Annotated in this window: 24 protein-coding genes and 1 other RNA gene; 5 read left to right on the plus strand and 20 right to left on the minus strand. The window is 67.9% G+C overall.

The window, feature by feature from the left end:
* From ACW176_RS19750 to ftsW, 4 genes are all read right to left on the minus strand, one after another.
* Positions 1 to 1,896: a DUF3604 domain-containing protein gene (locus tag ACW176_RS19750; RefSeq protein ID WP_492110341.1), complete on the minus strand. Its 1,896-nt coding sequence runs from the start codon at positions 1,894 to 1,896 to the stop codon at positions 1 to 3.
* 121 nt (positions 1,897 to 2,017) lie between these two features.
* A complete protein-coding gene (locus ACW176_RS19755; RefSeq protein WP_492110342.1) occupies positions 2,018 to 2,365 on the minus strand; it encodes a hypothetical protein in 348 nt (115 codons plus the stop codon).
* A gap of 68 nt (positions 2,366 to 2,433) precedes the next feature.
* Positions 2,434 to 3,522 (minus strand): undecaprenyldiphospho-muramoylpentapeptide beta-N-acetylglucosaminyltransferase, encoded by a 1,089-nt coding sequence (gene murG / locus ACW176_RS19760; protein ID WP_492110343.1) that lies wholly within the window; start codon positions 3,520 to 3,522, stop codon positions 2,434 to 2,436.
* A gap of 1 nt (position 3,523) precedes the next feature.
* A complete protein-coding gene (gene ftsW / locus ACW176_RS19765; RefSeq protein WP_492111975.1) occupies positions 3,524 to 4,696 on the minus strand; it encodes a putative lipid II flippase FtsW in 1,173 nt (390 codons plus the stop codon).
* A 152-nt stretch (positions 4,697 to 4,848) separates the two neighbouring features.
* Between ftsW and ACW176_RS19770 the strand changes: the two genes are divergently transcribed.
* On the plus strand, positions 4,849 to 5,460 hold the full coding sequence (locus ACW176_RS19770; protein ID WP_492110344.1) for a peptidylprolyl isomerase: 612 nt from the start codon (positions 4,849 to 4,851) through the stop codon (positions 5,458 to 5,460).
* Positions 5,461 to 5,722: 262 nt separating this feature from the next.
* Here the strand turns inward: ACW176_RS19770 and murD are convergent, their stop codons facing one another.
* From murD to ACW176_RS19820, 10 genes are all read right to left on the minus strand, one after another.
* Complete coding sequence (murD, locus tag ACW176_RS19775; protein WP_492110345.1) at positions 5,723 to 7,138, minus strand: UDP-N-acetylmuramoyl-L-alanine--D-glutamate ligase; 1,416 nt, start codon at positions 7,136 to 7,138, stop codon at positions 5,723 to 5,725.
* An 11-nt stretch (positions 7,139 to 7,149) separates the two neighbouring features.
* Entirely contained in the window at positions 7,150 to 8,262 is a 1,113-nt protein-coding gene (mraY, locus tag ACW176_RS19780; protein WP_492110346.1) for a phospho-N-acetylmuramoyl-pentapeptide-transferase, read from the minus strand.
* Positions 8,262 to 9,650 (minus strand): UDP-N-acetylmuramoyl-tripeptide--D-alanyl-D-alanine ligase, encoded by a 1,389-nt coding sequence (locus tag ACW176_RS19785; RefSeq protein ID WP_492110347.1) that lies wholly within the window; start codon positions 9,648 to 9,650, stop codon positions 8,262 to 8,264. Before ACW176_RS19785 ends, mraY begins: the two co-directional genes overlap by 1 nt.
* Complete coding sequence (locus tag ACW176_RS19790) at positions 9,643 to 11,100, minus strand: UDP-N-acetylmuramoyl-L-alanyl-D-glutamate--2,6-diaminopimelate ligase (protein WP_492110348.1); 1,458 nt, start codon at positions 11,098 to 11,100, stop codon at positions 9,643 to 9,645. The genes ACW176_RS19785 and ACW176_RS19790 overlap by 8 nt, the downstream gene beginning before the upstream one ends.
* A complete protein-coding gene (locus ACW176_RS19795) occupies positions 11,097 to 12,860 on the minus strand; it encodes a peptidoglycan D,D-transpeptidase FtsI family protein (protein ID WP_492110349.1) in 1,764 nt (587 codons plus the stop codon). The genes ACW176_RS19790 and ACW176_RS19795 overlap by 4 nt, the downstream gene beginning before the upstream one ends.
* Positions 12,857 to 13,288, minus strand: coding sequence for a cell division protein FtsL (gene ftsL, locus ACW176_RS19800; protein WP_492110350.1), 432 nt, complete (start codon positions 13,286 to 13,288; stop codon positions 12,857 to 12,859). The genes ACW176_RS19795 and ftsL overlap by 4 nt, the downstream gene beginning before the upstream one ends.
* On the minus strand, positions 13,285 to 14,223 hold the full coding sequence (rsmH, locus tag ACW176_RS19805) for a 16S rRNA (cytosine(1402)-N(4))-methyltransferase RsmH (protein WP_492110351.1): 939 nt from the start codon (positions 14,221 to 14,223) through the stop codon (positions 13,285 to 13,287). Before rsmH ends, ftsL begins: the two co-directional genes overlap by 4 nt.
* Positions 14,220 to 14,684, minus strand: coding sequence for a division/cell wall cluster transcriptional repressor MraZ (locus tag ACW176_RS19810; RefSeq protein WP_492110352.1), 465 nt, complete (start codon positions 14,682 to 14,684; stop codon positions 14,220 to 14,222). Before ACW176_RS19810 ends, rsmH begins: the two co-directional genes overlap by 4 nt.
* Positions 14,685 to 14,974: 290 nt before the next feature.
* Positions 14,975 to 15,369: RNase P RNA component class A (rnpB, locus tag ACW176_RS19815), an RNA gene on the minus strand.
* A 237-nt stretch (positions 15,370 to 15,606) separates the two neighbouring features.
* Entirely contained in the window at positions 15,607 to 16,527 is a 921-nt protein-coding gene (locus ACW176_RS19820) for a LysR substrate-binding domain-containing protein (protein ID WP_492110353.1), read from the minus strand.
* Positions 16,528 to 16,614: 87 nt separating this feature from the next.
* On the opposite strand from ACW176_RS19820, the gene ACW176_RS19825 reads away from it, so the two are divergent.
* Together ACW176_RS19825 and ACW176_RS19830 are read left to right on the plus strand one after the other, a co-directional pair.
* A complete protein-coding gene (locus ACW176_RS19825; protein ID WP_492110354.1) occupies positions 16,615 to 17,040 on the plus strand; it encodes a DUF4267 domain-containing protein in 426 nt (141 codons plus the stop codon).
* Positions 17,037 to 17,957 (plus strand): alpha/beta fold hydrolase, encoded by a 921-nt coding sequence (locus ACW176_RS19830; protein WP_492110355.1) that lies wholly within the window; start codon positions 17,037 to 17,039, stop codon positions 17,955 to 17,957. Before ACW176_RS19825 ends, ACW176_RS19830 begins: the two co-directional genes overlap by 4 nt.
* A gap of 25 nt (positions 17,958 to 17,982) precedes the next feature.
* Here the strand turns inward: ACW176_RS19830 and ACW176_RS19835 are convergent, their stop codons facing one another.
* Genes ACW176_RS19835 through ACW176_RS19845 form a run of 3 tightly spaced genes read right to left on the minus strand, consistent with a single transcriptional unit; the run spans position 17,983 to position 20,203 of the window.
* Complete coding sequence (locus tag ACW176_RS19835) at positions 17,983 to 18,588, minus strand: FMN-binding negative transcriptional regulator (protein WP_492110356.1); 606 nt, start codon at positions 18,586 to 18,588, stop codon at positions 17,983 to 17,985.
* Positions 18,588 to 19,313 carry a peptidoglycan recognition protein family protein gene (locus tag ACW176_RS19840; protein ID WP_492110357.1) on the minus strand — a complete coding sequence of 242 codons (726 nt, stop codon included), beginning with the start codon at positions 19,311 to 19,313 and terminating at the stop codon, positions 18,588 to 18,590. The genes ACW176_RS19835 and ACW176_RS19840 overlap by 1 nt, the downstream gene beginning before the upstream one ends.
* The gene (locus ACW176_RS19845) at positions 19,310 to 20,203 is read right to left on the minus strand and encodes a DMT family transporter (RefSeq protein ID WP_419252038.1); all 894 of its coding nucleotides are present in this window, start codon (positions 20,201 to 20,203) and stop codon (positions 19,310 to 19,312) included. The genes ACW176_RS19840 and ACW176_RS19845 overlap by 4 nt, the downstream gene beginning before the upstream one ends.
* A 162-nt stretch (positions 20,204 to 20,365) precedes the next feature.
* Between ACW176_RS19845 and ACW176_RS19850 the strand changes: the two genes are divergently transcribed.
* Positions 20,366 to 21,835 (plus strand): flavin-containing monooxygenase, encoded by a 1,470-nt coding sequence (locus tag ACW176_RS19850; protein WP_492110358.1) that lies wholly within the window; start codon positions 20,366 to 20,368, stop codon positions 21,833 to 21,835.
* A gap of 142 nt (positions 21,836 to 21,977) precedes the next feature.
* Here the strand turns inward: ACW176_RS19850 and ACW176_RS19855 are convergent, their stop codons facing one another.
* Entirely contained in the window at positions 21,978 to 22,850 is an 873-nt protein-coding gene (locus tag ACW176_RS19855; RefSeq protein WP_492110359.1) for a DMT family transporter, read from the minus strand.
* Between the two features lie 109 nt (positions 22,851 to 22,959).
* Here ACW176_RS19855 and ACW176_RS19860 point away from each other — a divergent pair, with 109 nt between their 5' ends.
* On the plus strand, positions 22,960 to 23,886 hold the full coding sequence (locus tag ACW176_RS19860) for an oxygenase MpaB family protein (protein ID WP_492110360.1): 927 nt from the start codon (positions 22,960 to 22,962) through the stop codon (positions 23,884 to 23,886).
* Between the two features lie 3 nt (positions 23,887 to 23,889).
* Here ACW176_RS19860 and ACW176_RS19865 read toward each other — a convergent pair whose 3' ends face one another.
* Positions 23,890 to 24,354 carry an SgcJ/EcaC family oxidoreductase gene (locus ACW176_RS19865; RefSeq protein ID WP_492110361.1) on the minus strand — a complete coding sequence of 155 codons (465 nt, stop codon included), beginning with the start codon at positions 24,352 to 24,354 and terminating at the stop codon, positions 23,890 to 23,892.
* A gap of 78 nt (positions 24,355 to 24,432) precedes the next feature.
* On the minus strand, positions 24,433 to 25,284 hold the full coding sequence (locus ACW176_RS19870; RefSeq protein ID WP_492110362.1) for a helix-turn-helix domain-containing protein: 852 nt from the start codon (positions 25,282 to 25,284) through the stop codon (positions 24,433 to 24,435).
* Positions 25,285 to 25,286: the final 2 nt, after the last annotated feature.

A 25,286-nucleotide genomic window follows, 5' to 3' on the forward strand; every position in this document is an offset into this window, starting at 1 on the left:
TCAGGCCTTGGGCGTGTACCAGATCGGCGAGGTGTAGGCCCGCTCCTGGTCCTTCATCCGCACCTCCGGGCCCATCTTCACCTTGTAGCGCACGGCGTCATAGGCCACCCAGCGCGGGGTCGGGATCTCCATCACCCGCACATAGTAGAAGGCCTTCAGGGTCGGGTCGAAATCGGGATCGGTCCACACCGTGGTCAGCTCCGGCGCGCCGATGGTGTTGGCATAGGTGGCGGTGGCCAGATCGACGGTGTCGCCGACCGGAGGGACCTTGCCGCCCGTCATCGCCCGGCGGGCCGGGTCGCTCCAGACCACATCATAGATCTGCTCGTGGGTGACGCCGGCCTTGTCGACCCAGCCCTTGACCATCTGGACGCGATCCAGATTGGCCCCGATCGGGTCCTTGAGGGCCGAGACGATGAACACCGGCGCCTTGCCGGCCCCGGCCTTGAGGTCGCCGCCCATCGGCACGCCACGGGCATAGCCGGCCTTGACCCAGTTGGTCTTCAGGTCGTTGGCGGTGAAGTCCCAGCCGCCGAACACCCGCACCTGCATGCGCGGACCGGTCGAGGCATAGACCTCGCGCCGCATCATCGCATCGAAGATCGCCGCGCGGGTATTGGCCTTGGCCCAGACGGCGGCATAGCCGCCCGCCAGATAGTGATAGCCGCTACGCCCCTCGCGCGTGCCCAGGTTCTGCGGCTCCATCGCCCGGCCGGCGCGCGGCTCAACGGCCGAATGCTTGCCGAAGAAATTGTCCTCGTCGGCCGTCGCCAGGGCGGTGTGGGAGTCGGTCGAGCCGATCATGCCCATCTTGTAGGGATTGACCCCGGTCTTGGCCTCGATCGCCAGGCCGCGCTTGAGGGCCTCGCGGACATATTCGCCGGCGAACATGTCAGGCGTCTTCTTGGACGACATGGGCAGGTTGCCCAGGTCCCAGCCCGCGTCGCCGAAGCTGGCGAACTCGTCGTTCGGCGACAGGAAGGGGTGAGACTCGCTGTCGCCCTTGATCTGGGTCGCCTCGACCAGCGGCTCACGGGCCGCGCGGCGGCGGGCATAGTCGGCCGACATCGGGCCGCCGTCAGGACCGGTCAGCTCGAACATCAGGCCGTTGGAGACGTTGGAATTGTGCGGAATGGCCAGGGCCTTGCCGCCGGTGGTCTTCTCGTAGCCGTCCATATAGTCCCACAGCATCGCGGCCGAGGTGCCGACCAGGGACGAATAGGGCACGACCTTGGAGGCCTCGGCCTTGCCGTCGCGGAACATCACCACGCGGTGCAGATTGTCGCCCTTGGGCATCAGGGTGTATTCGAAGCCCATGAAGGCGCTGAACTTGCCCGGGTCGTTGTAGCGCTCGACGATCGAGACGTGGTCGTTCCAGATCGAGCGGGTCGTCTTGGCCGAGCGCTTGGGATCACTGATGTTGGCCGGCAGCGAGCCGCTGGCGGCGGCGTCGATCAGTTCGCCCGTCGCCTTCATCGAGCCCTCAGGGCCCTCATGCATCAGGTCATGCCAGCGGCGAAACAGCGGATTGCGCAGCAGGAAGGCCGGCGTGTCATAGATCTTGCGGGTGAAGCCCAGGCCATCGGAATGGTCGGCGATGACCAGAAAGTCCAGCGGCCGGGCCAGCTTGGCCTTCAGGCCGCCGGTCGAGGTCACCTCTTCGCCGCGCGCGAACCGCAGCGCCTCCTCCGAGCCCAGGCGCACGCCAAAGCCGAACGCATCGACCGAATTGCTGGTGTGCAGGTGGGTGTCGCCCCAATAGACCCGCTCGGGATATTCCGTGTCGACGACCGCCGTCTTGGCGCCCGCCCCCGTTTTTGACCCGACCTTGTCGCAGGCCGCCAGGCCAACGACACAGGCTCCGACGACGACAAGAGCGCCTATGGCCTTCTTCATGATTGTTCCCCCGCGCATTTTTTTTGAAGACTAGACCCAGAACCGTATCGGAAGCACGCGGGATTTCAGCGTCTGGGCCTTCCGGGGTGATTTTGGAGAGGGCAAGAGCGGCGCGGCTCGGTCATTTGAACAGGTCGGTGGGCGCCTTGGTGTCGCCCGGCGTGTATTCGTAGAGCGGCACGCTACGCTCCTTGGCGGCGCGCATCAGCACCACGCCACTCAGGCGCATGGCGCGGGACAGCGCCACGATGTGATCTTCGCCGATACCGCGCAGTCTGTGCTGTTGACCCAGGAAGGTGAAGGACGCCCTCGCCCAGTGCGTCTCGCAGGTGTCGCAGTAGGGCGAAGGCTCGACGGTGTGAGCCAGTTCGAAGCGGATCGGCAAATCCCGCTCTTCGCCGTCGAAGTCCCGAAAGTGGACAACCCGCGTTGCGAAATACTCGAACGGTACAGCGTCCCAGTCGCACATGCCGCCCCCTGTCGCCCAGCCGGCTTCAACCTAGGGCAACGAGAACAAAATAGCAACTTTCGAGTGCGTCAGGCGCGCGCCGTCCGCTCCACCAGATCCGCCAATTCCTCGGCCGCGTTGGGCTTGGCCACTGACCGCGCGCCGTCCGACATCCGCGCCAGGCGCTCGGGGTTCTTGAGCAAGGCGTTGAGGGCCCCGGCCATGGCGTCGACGGTCAGCTCGTCCTCGAAGCACACGGCGGCGCCGCCGGCTTCTTCCAGCAGGCGGGCGTTGAAGCGCTGGTGGTCGTCGGCGGCGATCTTCAGGGGGACCAGGATCGAGGGCCGGCCGGCGACGGCCAGTTCGGTGCAGGTCGAGGCGCCCGAGCGGCCGATCACCAGGTGCGACTGGCGCAGATAGCCGGCCATGTCGCGGAAGAACGGCGCGACCTCGCAGTCGACCATGGCGTTGCGATAGACCTTGCGAGCGTGTTCCAGGCTCTCGGCCCGGGCCTGCTGGAAGACCTTCAGGCGGCCGCGCATCTCTTCGGGCAGCTTGGCGATGGCCTCGGGGATCAGTTCCGACAGCAGGCGGGCGCCCTGGCTGCCGCCGGTGACCAGGATGCGCAGCTGCACTTCCGGCGGCAGATAGGGCACGTCGAACAGGGCGCGGACCGGCGGGCGCACGGGGTTGCCCACGACATGGGCGCGGGCCTTCACGGCGGGCGCGGCCTTCTCCAGGATCGGGAAGGCGCAGGCCACTTCGGTGACCCGGGGAGCCAGGAAGCGGTTGACCCGGCCCAGCACCGCGTTCTGCTCGTGGATCACCGTGGGGCGGCCCTGGGTCAGGGCGCCGAGCAAGGCGGGAAGCGCGGGGTAGCCGCCGAAACCCACGACCACGGCCGGATCCAGGCGCTTGAAGGCAGCTCTCGCCTGCAGCACGCCCTGGGCGACCACGAAGCCGGCCTTGAGCATGCCGATCGGGTCACCGGCCTTGGCCGTGGCGGCCGACAGGGCCAGACGCTCTTCGGCCGGGAACTTGTCGGCATAGATCGCGCCGCGATCATCGGTGGCCAACACCACGCGCCAGCCTCGGGCCCCGAGGGTTTCGGCCAGGGCCTGGGCGGGGAACATGTGACCGCCGGTACCCCCGGCGGCGACGACAACAAGCTTGCTCATGTCAGTTGAACGCGCCGCCCTGGGTAAACTCGCCGGAGGGGCCATAGGCGCCGGGGCGCTTGCGCAGCAGGGCCAGGGCCAGGCCCAAAGTCAGTCCCATAGCCAGCATCGACGATCCCCCGTAGCTGATGAACGGAAGCGTCATGCCCTTGGTCGGGATCATGTTCAAGTTCACCGCGATATTGATCATGGCCTGCTGGCCCACCAGCACGAACAAACCGGCGGCGGCGACCTGCTCGAAGGTGTCGTTCAGCTTCATGGCCTTCATCATGCCGCGCACCACCACGAAGGCGAACAGGCCGATCAGCGACAGCGAGAACACCAGGCCATATTCCTCGGCGGCGACCGAATAGATGAAGTCTGTGTGCAGGTCGGGCACGTGGCGCTTCATGACCCCCTCGCCCGGGCCGCGTCCGAAAAAGCCGCCGGCGTGGATGGCCTCGGCGGCGCGGGTGATCTGGTGGGTGTCGGCCTGGTCGGGGCTGAGGAACTTCTGCACCCGGGCATGCACGTGGTCGAACAGGAAATAGGTCGAGAACAGTCCCGCCACCGCGACCCCGCCCAGGCCCATGATCCAGCTGATCGGCACTCCGGCCATCCAGAACGCCGCCCCGAAGGCCACGGTGATCAGCACGGTCTGGCCCACATCGGGCTGGATCAGCAGCAGGCCCACGGCGATGGCGTACAGCAGGAAGGCGATCGACACCCCCGGTACCCCCTCGCCCTTCTGGCCCTCGGCGAACATCCACGAGACCAGCACGATCAGGGCCGGCTTCATGAACTCCGAAGGCTGCAGGGTGAAGCCGGCGAACTGCACCCACCGGGTGGCGCCCTTGGCGTTGTGGCCGATGAACGGCAGGGCGATCATCACCGCGATGGCCGCCACATAGACGAAGAAGGCCGTGCGCCGCACGCCCTTGGGCGACAGCATCGAGGTCCCAAGCAGGATCACCGCCGAGGCGCTGGCGAAGACGCACATGCGCAGGGCGAAATGGAACTGGTCGTCGATGCCGATCCGCTGGGCCGCCGCCGGGCTGGAGGCGAACGACAGCAGCACGCCCAGGGTGACCAAAATCGCCGTGGCTCCAAGCAGCCAGCGATCAGTCGTCCACCACCAGATGCCGATCGCCGTGCGGTCGGTTCTGGCGAAGGCGTGGGTGGTCTGGGTGGCCATGGCCGGAGAGTCGGCGCGCAAGGTTAATCGAACATTGCTGCCACGCTTGTCGGCGGGGGATATGCGGCGAAAGGCGGCGGACTTTTCGCCTGTGGATGGGCCGGCGGCGGCGCGCTAAGGGTGAGGCCGCTGTTTGCCGCCCGAGGATGACGATGAAAGACGCCTGGATCGCCCGCCGAAGCCTGCTGGTCGGGGCCGGACTGTTGCTGGTCAGCCCGCTGTCGGCGCACGCCCAGAGCGCCAAGCCCCGGGTGGCGATCGAGACCGCGCAGGGCGTGATCGTGGTCGAACTGGAAGACAAGAAGGCGCCGATCACCAGCGCCAACTTCCTGCGCTATGTCGACAAGAAGAAGTTCGACGGCGGCAGCTTCTATCGCGCCTCGCGGGCTCGGGGTGCGCCGACCAACGGCTCGATCCAGGCCGGCCCCTCGATCCGCACCCGCCGCTTCGCGCCCATCGCCCACGAGAGCACGCGGATGACGGGGATCAGGCACAAGGCCGGGACCATCTCGATGGCCCGCAACGAGCCGGGCAGCGCCACGGCCGACTTTTTCATCTGCGTCAGCCCGATGGCCTATCTCGACGCCAAGCCCGGCGCCCCGGGTGATAACCAGGGCTTCGCGGCCTTCGGCACGGTGGTCAAGGGCATGGACGTGGTCCGCAAGATCCTGGCCTCAAAGACGGATGGGGTGCCGCAGAACCCGAGCATGAAGGGCCAGATGATCAATCCGCCGGTGGCGATTGTGGGGGTAAAGCGGGTTTAGGGAGCGCGAAGCCCCGCTCCGCCCTCTCCTCTCCCGTCATTCCCGCCCTTGTGGCGGGAACCTCTCTATCCGCCGCAGGTGCGGGAGGGGCGAAGTGCGCGCGCACTTCGCCGGCGCTTCACGTGCGGCTGAATCAGGGGTTCCCGCCACAAGGGCGGGAATGACGGTTGATAAGGTTGAGCTTCGCAAAACAGGCCCAGCGGCCAGGCCGCGCCCTGAAATCCTTGGAGGCGAGCTTGCTCTGGCTGTCGGCCGCCCCCAACTACCCCCGCGCCGCCTTAGCCCCGATCTTCCCCAGCCCCTCGACCGCCGCGCGGAACGCCTCGCCCCGGGCCTCAAAGTCCGCGAACTGGTCGAACGACGCGCAGGCCGGCGACAGCAGCACGATGGCGTCCTCGCCGCTGTCCATGGCGTCCGAGAACGCCGCCGCCGTGGCCACCTCAATAGACCCGCATAGCCGCACCGGGGCCTTGCCCTCCAGCGTGGCGGCGAAGTCTTCGGCCGCGTCGCCGATCAGATAGGCCTTGGCCACGCGCGGGAAGAGGTCGGTCAGCTCACTGATGCCGCCGGCCTTGGGCACGCCGCCGGCGATCCAGTAGAACTTGGGATAGCTGCTCATCGCCTGACGGGCGGCGTCGGCGTTGGTGGCCTTGCTGTCGTTGACGAAGCGCACGCGGCCGATCTTGCCGACGGTCTCCATCCGGTGAGCCAGGCCCGGGAAAGTCAGCAGGCCCTCGACCACGTCATGGGCCGGGATGCCGATGGCGGTGGCGGCGGCATAGGCGGCGCAGGCGTTCTGCCAGTTGTGGCGGCCCGGCAGGCTGCGGGCGCGCAGCAGGTCGGCCATCTCGGTGACCCGGTCGCCGGTGGCGTCATACAGCACGCCCTGCAGGGCATAGACGCCCCGGCCCATGGCCTTGCCGGCGCTGATCGGCCAGATGGTGCGGCGGTTGGCGGCGGTAATCTCGGTGCAGATCTGCTGGCACCAGGGATCGTCGACGCCGATGATGGCGGTGTCGCCCTTGCCCTGGTTGAGGAAGATCCGGCGCTTGGCGGCGATATAGCCGTCCATGCCGCCGTGACGGTCCAGGTGGTCGGGCGAGATGTTCAGCAGCACCGTGGCGTCGGCCTTGAGGCTGCTGGTCAGGTCCAGCTGGTACGAGGAGAGTTCCAGCACATAGACGGCGCCGCCGTGCATGTCTTCCAGGCCCAGCACGCCGGTCCCGATATTGCCGCCGACCCGGGTGTCGCGGCCGGCCGAGGCGCACAGGTGGCCGATCAGGGCCGTGGTCGTCGACTTGCCGTTGGTGCCGGTGATGGCGATGATCTTGGGGCGCTTGTGCGGCGGGGCGGCGTTGACCGTGCGGGCGAACAGCTCGATGTCGCCCAGGATCTCGACCCCGGCGTCGCGGGCCATCTTCACCGTCCAGTGCGGCTGGGGATGGGTCAGCGGCACGCCGGGCGACAGCATCAGGGCCGAGAACAGGCTCCAGTCGGCCGAGCGCAGGTCGACGACCTTGAAGCCCTCGGCCATGGCGGCGTCCTGGCTGGCGGGGTTCTCGTCCCACACCGCCACATTGGCCCCGCCGGCCACGAGGGCGCGTGCGGCCGTCAGGCCGGTGCGGCCCAGGCCGAACACCGCGACGGTCTTGCCCTCGAAACCACGGACGGGGATCATGATCTGGCTCCCTATCTCAGCTTCAGGGTGGCGAGGCCGACGAAGGACAGCATCATCGCCACGATCCAGAAGCGGATCACGACGGTGGATTCAGGCCAGCCCAGCTTCTCGAAATGGTGGTGGATCGGGGCCATCAGGAAGACCCGCTTGCCGGTCTTCTTGAAGTAGCCGACCTGGATGATGACGCTGAGCGCCTCGGCCACGAACAGGCCGCCGACAATGCCCAGCACCAGCTCGTGCTTGGAGCACACGGCGATCGCGCCCAAGGCGCCGCCCAGCGCCAGCGAGCCGGTGTCGCCCATGAAGATCTTGGCGGGGGGCGCGTTGTACCAGAGGAAGCCCATGCCCCCGCCGATGATCGCGCCGCACAGCACCGCCAGCTCGCCGACGCCGGGCGCGAAGTGCAGGTTCAGATAGTCGGCGAACTTGTAGTTGCCGACCAGATAGGTGATCAGGCCGAAGGTGGCCGCGGCGATCATCACCGGCACGATGGCCAGGCCGTCCAGCCCGTCGGTCAGGTTCACGGCGTTGGAGAAGCCGGCGATGGTGACGGCGGCGAAGGCCACGTAGAACCAGCCCAGATTGATCACCAGCGTCTTGAAGAACGGGAAGACCAGGCTGGTCTCCATGCCCGGCGCCATGTCTTCCTTGGGCGCAAACAGGATCAGCAGCACGGTGGCGGCGATGGCCACGATGAACTGGGCGACCAGCTTCTGGCCGCTGGAGAGTCCGGCCGTGGTCTGCTTGGTGACCTTGGCGTAGTCGTCCATGAAGCCCAGCACGCCGTAGCTGCCGGTGATCAGCAGCACCACCCAGACATGGACGTTGCGCAGGTCGGCCCACAGGATGGCGCCCACGAACAGGCCGGCCAGGATCATGAAGCCGCCCATGGTGGGCGTGCCGGCCTTTTCGGTGATGTGGCGGGCGATGCCGTCGGTGCGGATCGGCTGGCCCTTGCCCTGGCGGGCCTTCATCCAGCGGATAAAGCGCGAGCCCATGGCGACGGCGACGATATAGGCCGTCAGCATGGCCATGCCGGTCCTGAAGGTCAGGTACTTCAGCAGGTTCAGCAGCGGCACGTGCTCCTGGGAGCGCGCCAGCCATTCATACAGAAAATACAGCATCAGCCCCGTCCCCCAAGATCAAGCGCCGCCAGAGCCTTGGCCAGAACGCCAGCCCTGGAGCCATTCGACCCCTTAACCATCACCACGTCGCCCGGCCGGATCGCGGCCGTCAGTTCCGTCGTTAACTTTTCGGTAATCTCCGCGTAGCCGCCCCGCCGAGTCGGCGGAAGCGCCTCCCACAGTGATTTCATGTGGACGCCTGCCAGAAAGACAAGATCGACCTTGGCGGCGTCCAGCGGGCCTGCAAGCTCGGCGTGAAACCGGGCGCTGCCCTCGCCCAGTTCGAGCATGTCGGTCAAAACGGTGATCCGCCGGCCCGCAACCTTGCGCGCGCCCAGCGTCGTCAGGGCCGCCTGCATCGAGACCGGATTGGCGTTGTAGCTCTCGTCGACCAGGGTGAAGGCGCCGCCGTCGATCTTGACGATCGTCTCGGCGCCGCGCCCCTCGATCGGCTCGAAGGTCGCCAGGGCCCGCAGGGCGGTGTCGCGATCCACGCCCAGGGCTTCCAGCATCAGCAGCACGCACAGGCTGTTGGGGCCCCAATGGACGCCGGTCTGCAGAAGCGGGAACTTGATCAGCTCGCCGCGCAGATCGACGGTGACCAGGGCGCCGTCGTCAATGACCTCGAACGCCAGCAGCCGGGCGGTGACGCCCTCGCCCGAGCCGAAGCTCCAGACGGCCGCGCCGGCCTTCTCGGCCTCGGCCTTCAGCAGGTCGAACCAGGGATTGTCGGCGTTCAGCACCGCCACGCCCTCGGGCTCCAGGCCGGCAAAGATCTCGGCCTTGGCGCGGGCCACGCCCGCCTCGCCGTCGGCGAAGTTTTCCAGGTGCACGGGGCCGACGGTGGTGATGGCCACGGCGTGCGGACGGATCATCCGCGACAGCGGCACGATCTCGTCGGCGTGGTTCATGCCGACCTCGAACACGGCGCGCTCGGTGTCGCGCGGCATGCGGGCCAGGGTCAGGGGAACGCCGATATGGTTGTTGTACGACTTGACCGAGGCGTGGGCCTTGCCGGCCAGGCGCAGGCCGGCCTCGACCGCGCGGGTGACGCTGGTCTTGCCGACCGAGCCGGTGATCGCGCCGCGACGGGCCTGAGGGGCGCGCAGGCGAGCCGCCTCGCCCAGGCGTTCCAGGCCGCGGAAGGTGTCTTCGACCAGCACCGCCGGCACGGGCACAGGCTTGGAAACGAGCGCGCCGGCCGCGCCCTTGTCATTGGTCTGGACGACGAACTCATGGCCGTCCCGCGCGCCGGTCAGGGCCACGAACAGGTCGCCGGGCTCGATGCTGCGGCTGTCGATCGAGACGCCGGTCGCGGCGAAGTCCTGCGTGACCTTGCCGCCGGTCGCGGCGGCGATCTCTTGGGCGGTCCAGAGGGGCTCAGACATCAGCCATCTCCAGCGCAGCGAGGGTTTCGGTCACATCGTCGAACGGGTGGTTGACGCCGGCCACCAGCTGGCCCTGCTCGTGACCCTTGCCGGCCACCACCAGCACGTCGCCCTCGACCATCTGGGCGGCGGCGGCGCGGATGGCGGCGCGGCGGTCGCCGATCTCGGTGGCGCCGGGCGCGGCAGCCAGGATGGCGGCGCGGATCGAGGCGGGCTCTTCCGAGCGCGGATTGTCATCGGTGACGATGGCGATATCGGCCAGCCGCGCGGCGATCTCGCCCATCAGCGGCCGCTTGCCGCGATCGCGATCACCGCCCGCGCCGAACACCACGATCAGCTTGCCGGCCGTGTGGGGGCGCAGGGCTTCCAGGACGGTCTCCAGACCATCGGGCGTGTGGGCATAGTCGACATAGGCCTCGCCGCCCCGGGCGCCGCGACCCACGCGCTGAAGCCGTCCGGCCGCGCCTTCCAGGCTCTCCAGCGCTTTCAGTACAGCGGCCGCGTCCTCGCCGGTGGCGATGCACAGGCCTGCCGCGACCAGCACGTTGCTGGCCTGGAACCCGCCGGCCAGCGGCAGCTCAACGGTGTAGGTCTGGCCCGCCGCCTCGACCGTCAGGGTCTGGCCGTGCGGGGTCAGGGCGCGCGAGACCAGCTTGAGCCCCTGCCCTTCGTCGCCGACGGAGAACACGCTCTGGCCCGAGGTCACCGCTGTGGCGGCGAAGACCGGAAACGCGTCGCTGTCGCTGTTCAGCACCGCCGTCGCGCCCATCGGCAGCAGGGCGTCGAACAGGCGCAGCTTGGCGTCGCGATAGCTCTCCATCGAGCCGTGATAGTCCAGGTGATCCTGGGTGAAGTTGGTGAAGCCGGCGGCCTTCAGGCTCACCCCGTCCAGGCGACGTTGATCGACGCCATGCGACGAGGCCTCGACCGCCAGGTGGGTGACACCCTCGCGCGCCAGACGCGCCATCATCTCGGCGACATCGGCCGCGTCGGGGGTGGTGAGGCCAGGAGGGGTCAGTTGCTGGTCCGCAGCGCCGGGCCCACTGACCACGACGCCCAGGGTACCCATGCTGGCGGCCTTGTGACCGAGTCGCGCGAAGATCTGGCGACAGAAGCCGGCGACCGAGGTCTTGCCGTTGGTGCCGGTGATGGCGATGCAGATCGCCGGCTGGACGCCCCAGAAAGCGGCCGAGGCCAGGGCGTAGGCGCGGCGCGGATCCTCGACCTTCACGGTCGGGACCGAAAAGGTCTCCATGCCGAGCGGACCCAGCACGGCGGCCGCGCCGGCGGCGATGGCCCCGGGGGCGAAGCTGGCGCCATCGACTTTCGTGCCCGGCAGGGCGGCGAACAGGGTTCCGGGCCCGACCTTGCGGCTGTCGGCCGTCACCCCGGTGATCACCGGGTTGTCTGGCAGGTCGCGCTGGAGAAGGTCGGAAAGCGTCTTGGTCACAGGCCGGTTCCGGGGCTGGTGTTTTGCGAGTTGGAGACGGTCATGATCTGCGGCTTGCGATGCACGCCCAGGAACGGGGCGATGCGCTCGATCACCTTGCCGGCGGCCGGCGCCGCTACCCAGCCGCCCGTCGAGAAACCGAAGGTGCGGGCGTTGCCCTTGGGTTCGTCCAGCAGGATCAGCACAAAATAGCGGTCGGCCTCCAGCGGACCGTCGGTCGGGAACACCGCCGCGAAGGACGAGACCTGACGCTGGTGGTTATAGGCCTTGAGGGCGGGGTCGTACTTCTCGCCGGTGCCGGTCTTGCCGCCCACCGACAGGCCGGCCACGTCGGCCTTGCCGCCACTGCCGCCTTCGCCGGGAATGACATTGGCCCGCATGATCCGCAGCATCTGTTGCGAGGTTTCCTCGGTCAGCACGCGCGGGCCTTCGGGCCGCACGCCCTGGGCCAGTTTGCGGATGGTCAGGGGCGGACGGGCGCCGCCATTCAGCAGCGGGCCCATGGCCTCGGCCAGGGCCAGGGGCGTGATGTTCATGCCGTGGCCAAACGAGGTGGAGGCCACAGCGTCCTCGTCCCACTTGCGCGGGGTCAGGGGGCGCGCCGATTCCAGCAGCTCGACCTTGGCCGGCTTGGTCAGGCCCAGATTGGTGAAATACTGGCTCAGCCGCTGGGCCCCGACGCCGACCGCCAGCTTGGCGGTGCCGATGTTGGACGAGTGCTTGAACACCTCAACCAGGGTCAGGATCGCCTTGGCGGCGTGGTAGTCGTGGATCGTCCGATAGCCCAGCTTGTAGGGCTCGCGAGCGTCGAAGGTCGAGGTCGGGGTGGCGACGCCGGTATCCAGGCCGATGGCCACGGTAAAGGCCTTGAAGGTCGAGCCCATTTCATACACCGCGCCGGCCGCCCGGTTCAGCTTCTGGTCGTCGGTGGCGGTCCCGGCCTTGTTGGGATCGAAGTCGGGATAGCTGGCCATGCCCAGGATTTCGCCGGTGTGGACATTGGTCACCAGGCCCACCGCGCCGCGTGGCTGGAACTCCTGCGCAGCCTTGCGCAACTCGTCTTCCAGGGCGGCCTGCACGCGGATGTCGATCGACAGCACGGTGGGACCACCGCCGCCGGCCGCCTGCCGGATCGGCTTGTCCAGAGCCCGCTCGGCCCCGGCCAGACCCTTGCCGCCGCTGTCGACGAAACCGACCAGATGAGCGGCGGTGGCGCCTAGCGGATAGACCCGGCGACCCTGCTCCTCGAACGAGATGCCCGGCAGACCCAGGTTGAAGATGGCGTCCTTCTGCTCAGGCGTCAGGCCGCCCAGCAGGAAGGTGCGACGGTCGCCGAACACGACCTTGTCCAGGCGCTTGGCGGGCACTTCGGGCAGGGCCTTGCCGAGCGCGCGACGCGCTTCGGGCTTGTCCCAGACTTCCTTGGGATCGACGTACAGGGCGTAGTGGGTCAGGTCGACGGCCAGCAGACGGCCATCGCGGTCCACCAGATCGCCCCGTGCGCCCTCGGTCGAGGCCAGATAGCCCGCGCCCTTGCCTGCGTTGGAGAACAGGGCCGAGCCGCTTGCCCCCAGGGCCAAGCCCACGAAGCACAGGCCAAAAAAGGCCATCACGAAGAAGATGCGGATGCGGGTGTCGTCTTCGGGCTTGGCGGCGGCGCGCGAGCGCTCGAAGGCGTGTTCCAGGCGCCAGACGCGCTCGATCAACCAGCGCCACGCGCCGGGCTGAAAGCCGGACGGACCCAGGTTGGAGAGGCTCATCGTGGCCCCTCCAGGATCGGCGCGTAGTCCGGCCCTGGCTCGGGCGCATCGGCGGCCAGGGCGTCGGGCGCCGCCGTCTCGGCGTTAAGCTCGACGGGCGCGGGCGGCGCGCGGTTGCGGGCCACGTCGATCAGGGCGTCCTCGGTCGTCTCGTGGGAGGCCGCAACGGACTGCAGACCCATGGCCAGGGCCAGGGCCTCGATGCGGCGGGGCTGTTCCAGATGGGCGACCTCGGCCTCAAGCAGGCGCTTGCGAGCCTGCTCGTCCTCGATCTCGCGCTCGATGCGGGCGATCTCGTTGCGCTCGCGGCCGGCGACCGTCTTGGCCAGATAGACGCCGGTGACCAGGGTCAGCAAAACGCCCAGACCGACGACTTCGACAATGCGAAAGCCGCGAACCCGACGATTGAACAGACCCGAGACGCTCACGACAGATCCACCCAGATCGGAGCGGTCGTGCGGATGGCGGCGCGCAGCTTGGACGAGCGGGCGCGCGGATTGACCGCCAGCTCGGCCTCGCCCGGCGCGATGGCCTTGTTGGCGATCAGCTGGAAGCTGGCCGGCGCACCGGCCGGCGCCTGCGGCAGGTGGCGCGAACCGCCCGGCGTGCGACCGGCCCGCTCGGCCAGGAAGTTTTTGACGATGCGGTCTTCCAGCGAATGGAAGCTGACCACCGCCAGCCGACCGCCTGGCTTGAGGATGACTTCGGCGGCGGCCAGAGCGGCCTCCAGCTCGGCCAGTTCTTCATTGACCGCGATGCGCAGGCCCTGGAACGAGCGGGTGGCCGGATGCACCTTGGCGCCCTTGCGGCCGCCCAGGGCGCGCTCGATCACATGGGCCAGATCCAGGGTGCGCTCGAACTTGCGCTCTTCGCGGCGGCGCACCAGGAAGCTGGCGATGCGGCGCGAGGCGTGCTCCTCGCCATAGACATAAAGGATGCGGGCCAGCTCGGTGTGGTCCAGCTCGTTGACGAGGTCGGCGGCCGTCGGACCGGTGTCGCTCATCCGCATGTCCAGAGGGCCGTCGCGCATGAAGGAAAAGCCACGCTCGGCCTCGTCCAGCTGCATGGACGAGACGCCGATATCCAGCACCACGCCATCGACCGACTGCGGCTCGAAATGCTCGGCCATCTGCGAGAAGCGGTCCTGCACCAGACGGAACCGGTCAGCCGGCAGGCCCTGCGCAAAGCGCTGAACGGTCGGGTCGCGGTCAAAGCCCACAACGCTGGCGCCGGTGGCGAGGATGGCGCGGGTGTAGCCGCCGGCGCCGAAGGTGCCGTCGATGATCGTCTCGCCCGGCTTGGGGGCCAGGGCGTCAACGATCTCGTTGAGCAGGACGGAAATGTGGGGAGCCGCTTCGGTCATGCGCCACCGATACGCGCGGTGCGCTGCTGAACCCGCATGGCCGCCAGCCCTTCGCGGGCCAGTTCACGTTGCGCGGCGCGGTGGGCCTGGAAGGCCTCGCGCGACCAGATCTGAAAACGCTCACCCATACCGACGACAGTCACCCAATCACTCAGACCGAACATCTCGCACAGGTGATCGGGAAGCGTAATGCGACCAGCTGTATCAAACGACAGCCTGGCCATGCCGCCCAACACGCTGGTCTCCAGCGCCGTGCGGACCGGATCGCCGAACTCCAGCTCCTCGATCACGCCCAAGTAACGGTCAAACAAGGCTTTTCCGCCACCTTCCAGGCAATCGGCCTCGATGGAGGGGAAGCAAACCACGCCGTCGAAGGGGCCCGAGACCGCCGCGCGGAAGTCCTGCGGCACAACGATGCGCCGCTTGCTGTCCACCTGCTTCTCGAACGTCGAGAGGAACACCTCGCCCTACCCCTTGAGACCCCGTCGCACGGCGAAACCCGATCGCCGCCGACCAAACTGGGTTAACATGGGATGAACTGGGAAACAATGACACCAGCGGGCATTTTGCCGCGAAAACAAAGATGTCGCACGGGCCCGTGACTTGTGATCACAAGCCATCAACAGAACATACACGGAACTGTTAAGTGTTGAGGGCGCCCAAAGGCTTGCCCCGCAAGGGGTCAAATCGTCCGATGACGGGGGATGGGGGGCGTCTGCCCCCTCCCCGCCACAATCAAGACGGGGAGAGACGGACCAGACGGTCTGTAAGCCGGGTTCTGTGCCACCCTTGCCCCGAGAGGCGAGAATGCGACGATCATTCCTCTGGACCGCCCATTGCTGGACGGTTCTCGCGACCTACCCGAACCCTACTCAGCCAGTGACGGCCTAGTCGACGCGAGGTCGACGCGGGGTCCCTATTCGGTCTTGCTCCAGGCGGGGCTTGCCATGCCGTCCCTGTCGCCAGGTCCGCGGTGGGCTCTTACCCCACCCTTTCACCCTTCCCGCCCTCGAAAGGGAGGAGGTTTGCTTTCTGTGGCGCTATCCCTGGGATCGCTCCCGGCGGGCGTTACCCGCCGCCTTGTCACCGTGGAGCCCGGACTTTCCTCGGCCCTCTTGCGAGGACCGCGACCGCCCGACCGTCTGGTCCGGGACGGTGTTTGACGGGGGATGGGGCGCAGGTCAACTTTTCATCCGTTTTCCAGGGCCGAGGGCGGGCGTCAGATGCTCCCCTTCCGGGGGAGCTGTCGCGGAGCGACTGAGGGGGCAGCGCCGGCGTGAATTGGGTGGAGCTCTATCTGGGCCGGCGCCGCGTAGCCCCCTCCGGCCCTCTGGGCCACCTCCCCCAGAGGGGGAGGATCAGCGGGGCCAGCGCCGCCCCCCATCACTGCAGCCGCTCGCGCTCCAGTCGTCGCAGCCGGGCGACATCCGCCTGCATCTCCTCGATCAGCCAGTGCATGAAGGCCTGAACGGTGGCGCTGGCGCGATCGGCCTTGCGGCAAACGACAAAATAGGCCCCAGCATCCACCGGGGGATGCTTCAGCGGCGCGACCAGCCGGCTGGCGTTCGGCGCATCGAGCACCAGCGGCAGCAGGCCCAGGAGCACGCCGCGCCCTTGCGCTGCGGCGTCGATCGCTGACGGGACATTGTCGAAGGTCAGGGTGCGGGCCGGCTTCAGGCCCGGGCAACCGACCCCCGCAAACCATTCCGGCCAGCCCGCGCGGCCGACGCTCAGGTCGATCAGGGTGGCCCGGGCCAGGTCCTGTGGCGCGCGCACGGTCTGCGCCATCTCGGGCGTGCACAGCGGCGTGGCGCGCAGGTCCAGCAGCTTGTGGCCAAACAGGCCGGGGGTTACGGCCGCAACATTGCGGATGGCGACATCGGCTTCGCCCTTCTCGAGATCCACCACCCGCGCCTCGGTGTCGATCGACAGGGAAAGGTCTGGATGCAGCGCTTCGAACCGCGCCAGACGGGGCACCAGCCAGACATTGGTGAACAGCGGCAGCGCCGCGATGCGCAGCCCTGCCGAGACGGACTGTCGCTTGGCCTGGCCAAGCGCGGTGTCGATATCGAAGAAGGCTTGCGACAAACGCGCGCTCAGGGTTTCGCCGAGCGGCGTCAGGCGAACCTGCCGGACCTGGCGCAGAAACAGCGGCGCGCCAACCCAGGCTTCCACGGCCCGAACCTGGTGACTGACCGCCGAGGGCGTCAGGCCCAGTTCCAGACCCGCATCGCGAAAGCTCTGCCGCTGCGCCGCCACGGCGAAGATCCTCAGGGCGGCAAAGCTGGGGGCGTCGCGCTTCATGGGTTAAATTCATTCACCTATATGGGCGGAAACTCAAGCGTCCAGGCCGCGGTTGGCCCGCTAGTCTCCTCGTCCATAGGAGACATCATGACCTTGACACCATCCTCTTCGAGCCGACCCGTCCTGCGGACTTTCGGCTTCTGGCTGTCCGTGCCGCTGGCGCTCCTGCAGGCGGTGAATGTGGCCCGCGCCCTGTCCGATCCGACGGGCTTCGCCACCTATTATGGCGTGCCGGTCAGTGGCGCAGACGCTGTGGCCTGGGTGCAGGTCTATGCCCTGCGCACCGCCTTCGTCGCGGCGCTGGTGGCGATCTTCCTGGTCCGGCGGGATCTACGCGCCCTGTTCTGGACCGCGACCGCAGCGCTCATCCTGCCCCTGGGCGATGCCTGGCTGACCCACAAGACCGGCGCCGCGCCCTCGATCGTCGCGCGCCATCTGGCGATCGAGGGCTATCTGGCCCTGACCTGCGTCGCGCTGTTCATCGCCAATCGCAACGCGGCGCGCCTGCCATGACCGGGAGGCTCAATCGTCTGGCCACGCGCCTGGATACGGCGGGCGCCCTTGGCCGCATGCGCCGGCATCGGGAGGGCTGGCCGGCCAGCGCCTCCGAAGGCGTCAGGTTCTTCCAGTCGCCCAAGGTGCAGTATCGCTATCGCGAAGCCGGCAAGGGCCAAACCATCGTCTTCAGCGTCGATCCGCCGATGACGCTGGAAGTCTATGACGCCCTGATCGCGATCTTTGCCCAGCGTTTCCGCGTGATTGCGTTTGAGCTGCCGGCGATGGGCTTCTCGGCCGCTGCAGAAGACTATCGCTTCGGTTTTCGCGAAACCCATGACGACCTGGCGGTCTTCCTGAGGGCCGTGGCCGGGCCAGGCGCCATCCTGGCGTTCTCCTGTGTCGCCGGTCATGCCGCCGTCGACATTGCCGCGCGCTATCCCGATCTCGTCTCTCGTCTGACCCTGTTGCAGGCCGGCGATGTCGCGGCGTTCAAGGCCTGGAAGGCCGCCCGCGATCCCAAGGGCATCCTGGCCAAGCCGATCCTGGGACATGTCGCGATGCGCCGCATGGCGCCCAAACGCATGCCGGCCTGGTACGGGCTTTCTGTGGGCAAGCAGGAGATGATCGGCGACTTGTGCCGGTGTGCTGAGCGGTCCTTCCAGCACGGCGCCCAGTGGTCACTCGCCAGCGCCTACCAGTGCTACATGGACCCCGACATTGAACTGCCGCGCGCCCACCAGCCCCTGCTTTCGATCTGGGGCGCAGCCGATCGTTCCCACCCCGCCGGCAACGCACATTCCATCCAGCGCCTGCGACCGGATGCGGCCTGCGTGACCTTTGACGATCTGGGTCACACGCCCGAGCTTGAGGATCCGCAGCGCGTCTTCGCCGCCATCGTGCGCTTCTGTGAGACGAACCCGGCCAGACCCTGAACGCAAGGCAGCAAGGCGCTGCGCCTCAGCGCTCGACCTCGCGCATCATCTTGGCCAGCGGGTGCTTGCCCAGCCCCTTGGCCGCGCCCAGCCGGTCGGCCGCGCTCTTGTTCTGCGACAGCTTGAAGGTCCCCTCCAGCCGGTCGACGAACAGCCGCCCGCCGATGATGCCGCGCAGCATCGCCTCGAACTTGCCGGGGGCCATCTTGTGGCGGGTCCACAGCGGCTTGGGCAGGAGGCGCGCCTCTTCCTGCTCGGAGAGACTGTCGAGCTGGGCGATCAGCTCGGCTTCGTTCAGCACCGCCACCGAGCCCTCGGCCTCGACGGATAGGTAGTTCCAGGTCGGGACCTGGTCGGCGCTCTCGTACCCGTCAGGGCTGATGTAGGCGTCGGGCCCCGTCGCCAGCATCACGGCGCGGAAACCCTGCACCAGATGCGGCGCCAGGATGTTGCCGCGCGACAGGTGGAAGTCGATGACCAGTTCGTCGTGCATCTCGCGCACCACGATCGGCGCCTGGGCGACCATCGGGCGACCGCCGACGCTGGCGGCCACGGTTACGAACGGATGCTCACGCAGAAAGGCGAGCAGGGTGTCGCGATCTTCGACTCTGAACGGTCTGGCCGGATGCATCAGTCGCCCGCCCGCAGCAGGCCCACCAGCCGGGCGCGAGTCTCGCCGTCGGCGATGCCGTCGAAGCGGGTCTGCAGCCAGTGGCGCTGGAAGGCCGAGACGATCGTGGTGGTATGGGCGTCGTACTTGCCGGTGGGCGCGCAGTCATAGCCCAGCCGCGTAAGGCCGGCCTGCAGGGCGAAGACGCCCGTGCCCTCCTCACCCTCGCCCAGCGGCGCGCCAGGCGACGGGGGCGGCTCGATCCACAGGCCGTGGCCGCTCTCGGCCAGGCGCTTCCAGGGGAACAGCTCGCCCGGATCGATCTTGCGGGCCGGGGCGATGTCGGAATGGCCCAGGATCCGGCTGTCGGAGATCATCCAGCGCGAGCGCACATCGGCCAGCAGGTTGATCACCGAGGCGATCTGGGCGTCGGGAAAGTCGCGATAGCCGAACTCGTGGCCGGGATTGACGATCTCGATGCCGATCGAGGCCGAGTTGATGTCCTTGACGCCCTTCCAGAAGGCGGCCCCGGCGTGCCAGGCGCGGCGCTCCTCGGCCACCAGGCGGAAGATCCGGCCGTCTTCCTCGACCACATAGTGGGCCGAGACCTTGGCTTGCGGATCGCGCAGGCGCTCGATCGCGGCCTCGCCGGTTTCCATGCCGGTATAGTGCAGGATCACGCAGTCGGGCACGGCCTTGCGGGCGTCGAAATTGGGCGACGGCGCCTCGATCAGCGGCAGGGTCATTGGACGCGGTTCCGGATAGACATCAGCAGGGGCATCACCTGGTTCTTGCGCAGGGCGATGACCAGAACGCCTAGCAAAGCCAGGGCCGCGCCGACACCCATCCGTAGGTCGAAATGATCATGGGTGATCAGGACGCCCAGGGCGATGGTCATCAGCGGCGTCATCAGGGTCAAGGGCGCGATCAGATTGGCCTCGTACTTCTGGATCAGGCCGTAATAGGCCGTGTGCCCCACGACCGAGACCACCAGGGCCGAAAACACCACCGCCGCCACGAACGGCCAGCCGGCGTTGAGCGCCGCCGGAACGGAGCCGGGCTCGGTCACGGCGCTGATCAGGGCCAGGGGCAGGAACGAGGAGAAGCCGACCCAGGCCTGGAACTGCAAGGGTTTGACGCCTTCCATCTGCTTCATCATCACCGCGCCCAGCGAGCCGGTGAAGGCCGCCGCCGCGATCAGCCACAGGCCGGCCGACAGCTCCAGCCCATGCGGGCTCCACATCACCACCACCGCCCCGGCCAGGGTCAGGGCGATGCCCAGGCCGCGCTTCCAGCGAATGCGCTCGCCCAGGATGATGACCGACAGGATGGTCGTGAACGGCACGCCCAGCTGGATGATCACCGAGGCGGCCGACGGCGAGGCGGTCTTGAAGCCCATGAACAGCAGCGCGAAATTGCCCGCCCCCATCAGCAGGGCCACCAGGATCAGCCGCCACACCGGGCGCGGGGCCGGGAGAAGCCACGGCAGGGTGACTAGCGCCACTAGGGCAAACCGCACCGAGGCATAGGCCAGCGGCGGCACGCCCCAGTGGGACACCACGATCTTGGAGATGATGTTGTTGCCGGCCCAGACCAGACAGATCAGGACCAGCACGCCGAAATCGCGCAGGGACATGCCCCGCAATACGCGCGAGAGCCGACCGTGCGCAATGAAAACCGACGCCGCTTAGACGCGTCGTGGTTGACGCTACGTCGAAACGGTCGTTTGTTGGTGAACACTGATCAGATATCAAGGCGTCCGGAACAGCCGGGCCATCCATCAGGGGCGGGATACGGCATGGCGACCGAGCACTTCGACGTTCTTATTGTGGGCGCGGGCCTGTCGGGCATCGGCGCGGGCTATCACCTGCAGGCCAATTGCCCGGGCAAGACCTATGCGATCCTCGAAGGCCGCGAGGCGATCGGCGGCACCTGGGACCTGTTCCGCTATCCCGGCATCCGCTCCGACAGCGACATGTACACCCTGGGCTATTCGTTCAAGCCGTGGCGGCAGGCCAAGGCCATCGCCGACGGCCCGTCGATCCTGAACTATGTGCGCGAGACCGCCACCGAGTACGGCATCGACAAGAAGATCCGCTACGGCCACCACGTCAAACGCGCCAGCTGGTCTTCCGACACCGCCACCTGGACGGTCGAGGCCGAGCATGCCGGCAAGAGCGTCACCGTCAGCTGCAACTTCCTCTATATGTGCGCCGGCTATTACGACTATGCGGCCGGCTACACGCCCGACTTCGCCGGCGTCGAAAGCTTCGGCGGCAAGATCGTCCATCCGCAGTTCTGGCCCGCCGACCTCGACTATGCCGGCAAGAGCGTCGTGGTGATCGGCAGCGGCGCCACCGCCGTCACCCTGGTGCCGGAAATGGCCAAGACCGCCCGCCACGTGACCATGTTGCAGCGCTCACCCACCTATGTGGTCTCGCGCCCGGCCGAGGACGGCATCGCCAACTGGCTGCGCGCCAAGCTGCCGGCCATGACCGCCTATGGCATCACGCGCTGGAAGAACGTGCTGATGCAGATGCTGTTCTTCAACATCGCCCGCAAGAAACCTGAAAAGACCAAGGCCCAGCTGATCGATCTGGTGCGCGGCCATCTGGGGCCGGACTACGACGTCGAGACCCACTTCACCCCCAGCTACAATCCCTGGGACCAGCGCCTGTGCCTGGTGCCCGACGCCGATCTTTTCGACGCTCTCAAGGGCGGCAAGGCCTCGGTGGTCACCGACCATATCGACAGCTTCACGCCGACCGGCCTGAAACTGAAGTCCGGCAAGACCCTCGACGCCGACGTCGTGGTCACCGCCACCGGCCTGCAGATGCAGCTGCTCAGCGGCATGGAGCTGGTGATCGACGGCAAGGTGGCCGATCTGTCCAAGGCGATGAGCTACAAGGGCATGATGTTCAGCGACGTGCCCAACCTGGCCTCGGCGTTCGGCTATACCAACGCCTCGTGGACTCTGAAGGCCGACCTGACCAGCGAGTATGTCTGCAAGCTGCTCAACCACATGGACCGCAACAAGCTGGCCTTCTGCGTGCCGCGCCTGGACGAGGCCGGCATGGAGGCCGAGCCCTGGCTGGATTTCTCGTCGGGCTACGTCCAGCGGGCCATGGCCAAGTTCCCCAAGCAGGGCGTCAAGAAGCCGTGGAAGGCCTATCAGAACTACGCCCTCGACCTGATGGCCCTGAAGATGGGCAAGGTCGACGACGGGGCGATGAAGTTCGAGAAGAAGAAGGCGAAGGAAGCGGCTTAGCCGTCCAGAACCTGTCATCCCGGCCAAGCGCGAAGCGCGCCGAGCCGGGACCGCCGGAAGCTCTGAGTTTGTCGCGGTCCCGGGTCTTCCCCCGGCTTTCGCCGGGGGAAGACCCGGGATGATAAGGGGTTTTCGCGCGGATCTATTCCGCAGCCGCTTTCGCCGCCTTCCTCTCCCCCAGCACCACCGCGAAGCTGCCGGCGACGATCAGCAGGCCGCCGGCGCACAGGGCCACCGTTAGGTGGTCGCCAAACAGCATCACGCCGATGGCCGCGCCCATCAGCGGCTCGATATTGATGAACACCCCGGCGCTGGCGGCGCCGACCCGGGCCGAGCCATATTGCCAGGCGGCCGTGGCCAGCAGGGTCGCCACCACGCCCTGACCGATGATGCTGCCCCAGGCGACGGGGCTAAGGTCCAGCCTGGGCGGGCCATGCATCAGCAGGGCGATGGGCAGGATGGTCGCCGCCGCCACGATCATCGTCACCGCCGGAATGGCCATCGGCGCCTTCACCTTGGGCGCGCGGCGCATGACGATCAGCCAGGCCAGGAAGATGAACAGCGAGCCCACCGACAGGGCCACGCCCAGCGGCGAGCCCGCGCCGTCCGGCTTGCCGGCGATCAGGGCCGCGCCCAGGGTCGCGGCGATCACGCCCGCCCACGAGGCCCGGCTGACGGTCTCGCCGAAGAAGCGGGCGCTGATGGCGATCAGGGCCGGCATGGCGCCGACCAGCAGGGCCGCCAGGGTGACGCTGACATGGGCCAGCCCCTCGAACTGCACCATGAACGCCACGCCATAGAGCGCCCCGGCCAGCAGCACCACCGGCGAGCGGAACAAGGCCCGCGCCTCTGCGGTCATCAGGGCGAAAGGCGCCGCCACCACAGCCGCCGAGGCGAAGCGCAACAGCACCATGTGGGCGGCGTCGGTTTCGCGCAGCACCAGCTTGCCCAGCGGAAAGCCCAGACCCCAGGAGACCCCGGCCAGGACAAGGGCGAGAAAGGCAAAGCGGTTCATGGCGCTTCCTGCCGCATTCGCCGCAGCTTGGCGAGGGCAGACCCTGTCAATTCTGATAGCTTGCGACCGCAGCGCCCATACCGACCTTTCCTCCAGCTGGAGAAACACCATGACAGCGCCGTCCTCCTATCTGGGCTGGAAGATCGACTACGCCACGCCACCGGGCGAGGCGGCCTATCTGGACCCCGGCTCGGTGCACTGGCGCATCTACAAGAACCCCATCGCCCTGGTGATCGGCGGGGTGGCGGCGGTGCTGCTGGAGTTCGCCGACGCCCGCATCCGCTCCGGAGTCTGGGATCACTCGACCTACAAGGCCGATCCCATCGGCCGCTCCAAGCGCACCGGCATCGCGGCCATGGTCGGGGTCTATGGCCCGCAGAGCGCCGCGCGGCGGGTGATCCAGGGCGTGACCAACATGCACAGCCGCGTGGCCGGCCAGACGCCCGACGGCGAAGCCTACAAGGCCCTGGATGTCGAACTGCTGGACTGGGTCAGCGCCACGGCGGGCTATGGCTTTCTCAACGCCTATGACCGCTTCGTCTCGCCCCTGTCGGAGGCCGACAAGACCCGCTTCTATGAAGAGGCCCATCCCATCGCCCACCTGTACGGCGTGCGTTATTCGCCCAGCTCTACGGCCGACTTTCTGATGATGCTGGACAGGCTGGTCGACCGCTTCGAGCCGCACCCGATCGTCGAGGAGTTCATCGGCATCATCCAGTCGGGCCAGGCCGCGCCCAACGCGCCCAAGGCCCTGCACCGGGCCCTGGCGCGGGCCTCGATTTCCCTGCTGCCGCCCGTCGTGCGCCAGAAGCTGGCCCTGGGCCGCGACTATGACCTGAGCCTGATCGACAGCCTGATGCTGAAGGCCGCCGGCAGGCTGGCCGACCGCATCCCGATTCCAGGCTCCCCGCCCTGCCGAGCCAGCCAGCGCCTGGGCCTGCCGGCGGACTTCCTCTATCGCCGCCCCGCCGAGCAAGCGCGGCTGCTGGCGACGCTGTCGCCCCGGCCGGAGGGCGGCCTGCCCCAGGCGTCCTGAGGCTCAGCCCTTCATCTTCAGCACGGGGTCGTTATTGGCCGCCTGCGGGTTGATGATGGTGTTGTGGCCATGGATCAGAAGCCAGCGGCCGTCTCTCTGAACCGCCGTCAGGCTGAGACGGTCTTGAGCCTGCGGCATGCGATTGCCGTCCGGCGTGGTGTAGGCGTCCTGGATCATGGTCACCACCGCCAGGGCGACGCCCGGCGCCGCCATGCGCGCCTCGATCGAGACCAGGGTCTGCTTGCAGTCCTTGAAGATGGTCGACAGGAAGGCCTTGTGGGCGAACGCCACCTGGTCGCGGCCGCGCCAGTGCATGCCCACCACATTGATCCAGCTGGCGTCAGGCCAGAACTGATCGGCATAGGCCTGGGCGTCGGTGGCGTTCCAGGCCGCCAGCAGGGCCTTCACCAGCCCCTCGATCGCCGCGACGCCATCTTCGGCCGCCCGCGCTTCTCCCGCCAGTCCCACCACCGCAATTCCTCCCGTTGCCAACAAGGCTCGTCGTCCGATCATCCGTCCCGCTCCACCCATCCTCGCGGACGCAAGCTAGGAGGACTTGAGCGGACTCGATTGTAGATTTCCGACACCGGGCACGACGATTTCCCGCGCCGGGGCCATCTTCGCCATCAGGCGTTCGGGGCTCTCGCCGGCCAGCGCCTGGAACTCGTGGATCATGTGCGCCTGATCGACATAGCCGGCGGCCTGAGCCACCGAGGCCCAGCCGCTTTCGACGCCCTCGGCCTTCAGCCGCAGGGCCTCGCGAAACCGTAGCACGCGGGCGTAGCGCTTGGGCGACACGCCGACTGCGCGGGTGAACCGGCGCTCGAACTGGCGCTCCCCCAGGTCCGCAGCCCGCGCCAGATCCGCCACCCGGACGCCGCCATGCAGGGCCGTCATTCGCCGTGCGGCCCAGGCGACAGGGTCCGGCGCATAGCCCTGGGCCCTCGGCGCCAGCCAGGCCTCGGCGATGGCGACCCGAGCCGCAAGATCGGGCGCGGCCTCGAGACGTTCGGCGATCAACGAGACCTCGGGTCCCAGCACATCGCTCCCGGCGAACGCCTGATCGGTGAGCTGCGCCGTCGACGGGCCAAACAGGGTCGAGAAGCCGGTCGGCGTGAACTGGATCGTGAACAGGCGCAGCGCCCCCGCCAGCATCACATCCACCCTGCGATAGGTCTGCAACCCCACCAGAACGGTGTCGGGGGCGGTCTCGACGGCGCCCGTGGCGATCTCGCGCACGCGGTACCGGTCAGCCAGGTAGAACTCGAGAAACTGCTCGGTCCGCGCCGGCAGGGGGCGCAGCACGACGGTGGCGTCCAGCCGCTGAACCCGCTCCTCGAACGCCTTCACATAAGGGGAAAGGCGGCGGGAAGGACGAATGCGCCGAACTGGAAACATCG

Source organism: Caulobacter sp. FV1ye13L (assembly GCF_058681155.1).

Coding starts and splice junctions, on each gene's coding strand:
- ACW176_RS19785 (WP_492110347.1), bottom strand. CDS start 9,650: ATGTCTGAGCCCCTCTGGACCGCCCAAGAGATCGCCGCCGCGACCGGC.
- ACW176_RS19835 (WP_492110356.1), bottom strand. CDS start 18,588: ATGCATCCGGCCAGACCGTTCAGAGTCGAAGATCGCGACACCCTGCTC.
- ACW176_RS19770 (WP_492110344.1), top strand. CDS start 4,849: ATGAAAGACGCCTGGATCGCCCGCCGAAGCCTGCTGGTCGGGGCCGGA.
- mraY (WP_492110346.1), bottom strand. CDS start 8,262: ATGCTGTATTTTCTGTATGAATGGCTGGCGCGCTCCCAGGAGCACGTG.
- ACW176_RS19830 (WP_492110355.1), top strand. CDS start 17,037: ATGACCGGGAGGCTCAATCGTCTGGCCACGCGCCTGGATACGGCGGGC.
- ACW176_RS19825 (WP_492110354.1), top strand. CDS start 16,615: ATGACCTTGACACCATCCTCTTCGAGCCGACCCGTCCTGCGGACTTTC.
- ACW176_RS19850 (WP_492110358.1), top strand. CDS start 20,366: ATGGCGACCGAGCACTTCGACGTTCTTATTGTGGGCGCGGGCCTGTCG.
- ACW176_RS19855 (WP_492110359.1), bottom strand. CDS start 22,850: ATGAACCGCTTTGCCTTTCTCGCCCTTGTCCTGGCCGGGGTCTCCTGG.
- ACW176_RS19820 (WP_492110353.1), bottom strand. CDS start 16,527: ATGAAGCGCGACGCCCCCAGCTTTGCCGCCCTGAGGATCTTCGCCGTG.
- ACW176_RS19860 (WP_492110360.1), top strand. CDS start 22,960: ATGACAGCGCCGTCCTCCTATCTGGGCTGGAAGATCGACTACGCCACG.
- rsmH (WP_492110351.1), bottom strand. CDS start 14,223: ATGACCGAAGCGGCTCCCCACATTTCCGTCCTGCTCAACGAGATCGTT.
- ACW176_RS19870 (WP_492110362.1), bottom strand. CDS start 25,284: ATGTTTCCAGTTCGGCGCATTCGTCCTTCCCGCCGCCTTTCCCCTTAT.
- ACW176_RS19795 (WP_492110349.1), bottom strand. CDS start 12,860: ATGAGCCTCTCCAACCTGGGTCCGTCCGGCTTTCAGCCCGGCGCGTGG.
- murD (WP_492110345.1), bottom strand. CDS start 7,138: ATGATCCCCGTCCGTGGTTTCGAGGGCAAGACCGTCGCGGTGTTCGGC.
- ACW176_RS19750 (WP_492110341.1), bottom strand. CDS start 1,896: ATGAAGAAGGCCATAGGCGCTCTTGTCGTCGTCGGAGCCTGTGTCGTT.
- ACW176_RS19840 (WP_492110357.1), bottom strand. CDS start 19,313: ATGACCCTGCCGCTGATCGAGGCGCCGTCGCCCAATTTCGACGCCCGC.
- ACW176_RS19755 (WP_492110342.1), bottom strand. CDS start 2,365: ATGTGCGACTGGGACGCTGTACCGTTCGAGTATTTCGCAACGCGGGTT.
- murG (WP_492110343.1), bottom strand. CDS start 3,522: ATGAGCAAGCTTGTTGTCGTCGCCGCCGGGGGTACCGGCGGTCACATG.
- ftsW (WP_492111975.1), bottom strand. CDS start 4,696: ATGGCCACCCAGACCACCCACGCCTTCGCCAGAACCGACCGCACGGCG.
- ACW176_RS19845 (WP_419252038.1), bottom strand. CDS start 20,203: ATGTCCCTGCGCGATTTCGGCGTGCTGGTCCTGATCTGTCTGGTCTGG.